This is a genomic window from Aliterella sp. E5.1, from assembly GCF_057473825.1.
The window spans coordinates 1-3,948 of sequence record NZ_JBYCCV010000185.1; the positions used below are offsets into that span (position 1 = coordinate 1).

A 3,948-nucleotide genomic window follows, 5' to 3' on the forward strand; every position below is an offset into this window, starting at 1 on the left:
CAATGATGGTAGCTTGAAGTTCCGTACTGACAAAAGGGAAACACATTGAGTAGCCGTGTGTAGTGAAAGTTACAAGCACGGTTGCGGATAGGAGGGGTGGAGTAGCAATGCTCCCCTCGACCTTCTCAAAAGTGCCACTTCGTTGAAAAGCTCTACTGAATATAGCTTTCGGATATTTCAATAGGGAGAAGAATTGCTCCTTCTAAAGGCTGTGGAATGTTATATAAATCCATTACATAATCTCCGTATCGTTTGATGTGTCTAGTGATGTAAGGGCTTAAAGTGGCAACTTCTTTTTGGTTAATTGAGTATCCTTCTAAGCTCAAAGCCTGAATTGCCTTTGACATATCAAAAGCATTTTGGAGAATGACCGCACTTGCGACCAAATCAAGATAATTAACTCGCTTTTCCTGTTCGATTGGGTCATTTTCCGTAACGATTCCGTCTTTGCCGATGAATAACCAATCTAAGAAACGGTGATAACCCTCGACAATATTAGTGCAGGCAGTGACCTGCTGCCGCAGTCCTCGGTCTGAGATATATTCTAGGAGAAAAATCGTTCGTACTACCTGCCCCAGTTCTCGAAAAGCTTGATAAAGGCGGTTCTTACGGCTATAGCTTCCTAGCTTACGAAGTATTGTCGAAGGCATGAGTTTACCCGCCTTAATTGATAACACTACTCTCATTAAGTCTTGCCAGTGGGTTTGAATCAGCTTCCAGTCCACTACGTCTTTAAATAAGGGGTCAATGTATTTGTACACCGCTTCCTTCGTAGGGCGGAAGAAGCTCAAGTCCTGCCAGTTACGAATGCGTGGCATTAATTTAATTCCCAATAGGTACGATAGCGCAAACACAGGTGCAGACTGTCCTTGAGTATCTGCGTGTAGAATATCGGGCTGAATATCTGAAGTGTTCTTTAGTAACCCATCCAAAATATACACCGCTTCCCAAACACCACAGGTAATGAAATGTGTAAATAAAGCAATGTATTTGTCTGAAACATGGTGATAAGCAATACCACCGTAACCGCCATAACGGATGTGATACTCCGACATGAGGTTATTTTCATAAATCTCAAATTTGCTGCCGTCGGCTGCGGCTCTTTTCCCACTACCCCAGCACTTAGGCAAATGAAGACGATTGTAAGCATTAATCATATCTCGACTAGCAGCTTGTAGGTTCTCGGCTGTAATATGACGGCGGTTGATATAGGAAAGCATATGGCTCGTCACCACTCCTCTAGTATGACGAGCCGTTTGGTTCGGTCCTAAGTTACAGCCGTAGCCAAAAGTCGTGAAAATGTATCGCTCCATTGGCTTTTCTATTTTTGGTTCGGAACCAGACAACGGACCAAAATGTCGCGTCCACTTCAACCAATGCTCTACATTACAAAGGATATCGAGGACACTACGTTCTGGTAGACGCTGCAAGATGGAGGCTTCTAGCGCTGCTGCTCCGTCAGGCTTTTCTTGAGCGGGGATGCGTTTAAGCACAGGTTCACCATCGGGGCTAATAGTAACTTGTTTGCCATCAGAACAGATTTGGTCTACTTTCTCTGCCGTTTGGGTGAGCAAGCATTGCAAATGCTCAACAAATTCAAGGGAGTTTGAAGGCATACCAAGTTCGTGACAATAGCCTGCCATCATTGGTTCACACTCGTCCCAAGAGAGTAGCTCCTGACGGAAATCTGCATAGTTTTCTGACCCTTCTACACAAGCATCCCCGGTTTTTAACTCCATTGCTAAATAAGTAAATATACAAATCTCTAGTTGCTGGCGAACCAATACTTCAGTTTTACCAGTCGTAAAAACGACTAATCGTCGCCATTTGTCACTAATAAAGCTCAAATCAACTCCAGCAGATAACCACTTACCGCGTCGATGCTCTTGCTCAAGCACAAAAGTTAAGGCTGCTATCAACGACTGGTCTTGAGTTGTAGAACGAATATCCAGTGACCGCAACAAGCCAAATAGCAGCTTGCGGTAGCGAGAATAAAACTGCCATAACAGGGGAAAGTAATTGTCGCTGTTATAAGCAGCGATCTCCTCGCACTGCAATAGCAGTAGTTCTGAACCTCCATGACAAGTAAGAACAGATTGCACTTGCTGTCCTAAAGCAGTGTCGTTAAGGCTATGATTAGAAACGACCAGTATTTGCGCCAGAACTTCTAGCAGAGCCTCAGTTTGAGTTAAGTGCTTCTCTCTCAACTCGACCAATTTAGCTTTAGCTTTGGTGTGAATAGTTTGGAGACGCTTGAGAAACATTTCTACTAGATGATCTCGTGTTTTAACCTGAGCCTGGTATAGCAAGCACAAAAGTAAAGTCCGGCGTTTGCTCTGCTTGATATCTTGAAACTCAGATATGTCCAATGCTTTAGCTTGTGCGGCAAAGGACTTGACTTTACTCTTAGCAATGCCTGAAAGTAATCGCTCGGCATCTCCAAAAGACATCAATTGGTCAAATTTAGCCAAGAGTTCCTGCATATGTGACAGTGTGGCGCTTTTGGATGGAGATTTCAATAACTTCAAGGTAGCTACTGACTGGTGTGAGTCTCTCAATAGCAGCCCGTCTAAATAGCCTTGTTCAGTTTGGGATAATCTAGCTCCTACTTGTTGAAACAGACGAGTATTGGCAATAGAGCGGATATTGGCAGCCAATCGGTTGATAGTGCTGAAAGCTGGCAGCTCATAACGTTCTTTTACCAATTCCTCAATCGCCACATTGATTAAATCTGCTGGATGATCCTTTACTATTGCCGCTACAGCAATAGCTTGTGTTACTAACTGTTGTGCTGCATTGTCATAGGGCTGAACACCCAAGTAGGTGCGAATGACTGACATATAGCGACGACGGGAACGTAGAGAAGGAATTGCTGAAACCTTATTACTCAATTTCAAGCCAGAGCGGAGGTGGTTGATGATTAAAAGTGGCACAAACTCTAGATGAGGAAAATAACCGAGCCGTTGGAAGGTTTTTAGCATCACTAATAAACTCAGTCGTCCATTTGAGCCGTGGGACTTGGCATTGATAAACTTAAGTTCCTCTGGGGTCGGAGTATAAAGTTCGGCTAATTCTTTCTCGCTAGGTTGCTGCTTGAATTGAGGGTAAGCGGTACGTTCAATAACAGTAATTGGCTTGTCCTTTTAGGCTTTTGGTCAGGATGCCAAAATGTCTGCTAAGTAATATTAGCAGATATTACTATCCAGTTTTAGGGGTACAAATGTCTGCTAATGTTCTTAATATCCCCGAAATATCATGTCTGCTAATGTCTTTACAAGTGCCGTTAGGCTATCTTAACTAAAAATTGGGGGGGTGTAATGTGCCATGAAGCGTAACAGTATCCCAGCAATCTCAAAATCGGGAGAGCAAACTTTAGCACAGTATGAATCCTATTTAGGCTCAGTGGCGGATGTCAGCCTGGTTACTATTCGTAACTACCTTAGCGATCTTCGCCAGTTTATAGCTTGGTGGGAGGAATCCTCCTCTGAAGGACAAGAAATTCAAAAATCTTTTGGTTGTGTTGCAAAAAAATGGTAGGATGAAAGACTTCTGCTAGAGAAAATCTTTTTGCTTGTCCTTAATGAATCCATCTTCCCCATTTAAGTGGCGGCACTACCATTCTGAAATTATCCTTTTGTGTGTGCGCTGGTATCTCAGTTATCCGCTTTCCTATCGACAAGTAGTAGAGATGGTCAACGAGCGGGGATTAGAAGTACATCATACAACGGTGTTCCGTTGGGTACAAGAATATAGTCCAGAAATAGATAAGCGATGCCGACCGCATTTAAAGCCTACTAATGACTCGTGGCGGGTGGATGAAAACTATATCTTTGTCAAGGGAAAGCAGAAATATCTATACCGAGCCGTTGATTCAGTGGGGAATAACCTAGACTTTCTCCTGAGTGCGAAGCGGGATGCGAAGGCAGTGAAACGATTTTTCCGTAAGAC

At 43.4% G+C, this 3,948-nt stretch carries 3 protein-coding genes; 2 read left to right on the forward strand and 1 reads right to left on the reverse strand.

Translation table 11 applies throughout. The annotated features are described in order from the left end of the window. Window positions 1-152: 152 nt before the first annotated feature. The gene (locus AC2VE5_RS24545; RefSeq protein WP_486890234.1) at window positions 153-3,131 is read right to left on the reverse strand and encodes a Tn3 family transposase; all 2,979 of its coding nucleotides are present in this window, start codon (window positions 3,129-3,131) and stop codon (window positions 153-155) included. 193 nt (window positions 3,132-3,324) lie between these two features. On the opposite strand from AC2VE5_RS24545, the gene AC2VE5_RS24550 reads away from it, so the two are divergent. Both AC2VE5_RS24550 and AC2VE5_RS24555 read left to right on the forward strand, forming a co-directional pair. Beyond that, window positions 3,325-3,537, forward strand: a complete 213-nt coding sequence (locus tag AC2VE5_RS24550) for a site-specific integrase (RefSeq protein ID WP_486890232.1) — start codon at window positions 3,325-3,327, stop codon at window positions 3,535-3,537. Window positions 3,538-3,580: 43 nt separating this feature from the next. Beyond that, window positions 3,581-3,948, forward strand: a 368-nt coding sequence (locus AC2VE5_RS24555) for an IS6 family transposase (RefSeq protein WP_486890233.1), incomplete at its 3' end; no start/stop codon positions are given.

What these genes read in the sequence shown, in the direction of transcription:
- AC2VE5_RS24550 (WP_486890232.1), top strand. Translation starts at nt 3,325, where the DNA reads ATGAAGCGTAACAGTATCCCAGCAATCTCAAAATCGGGAGAGCAAACT.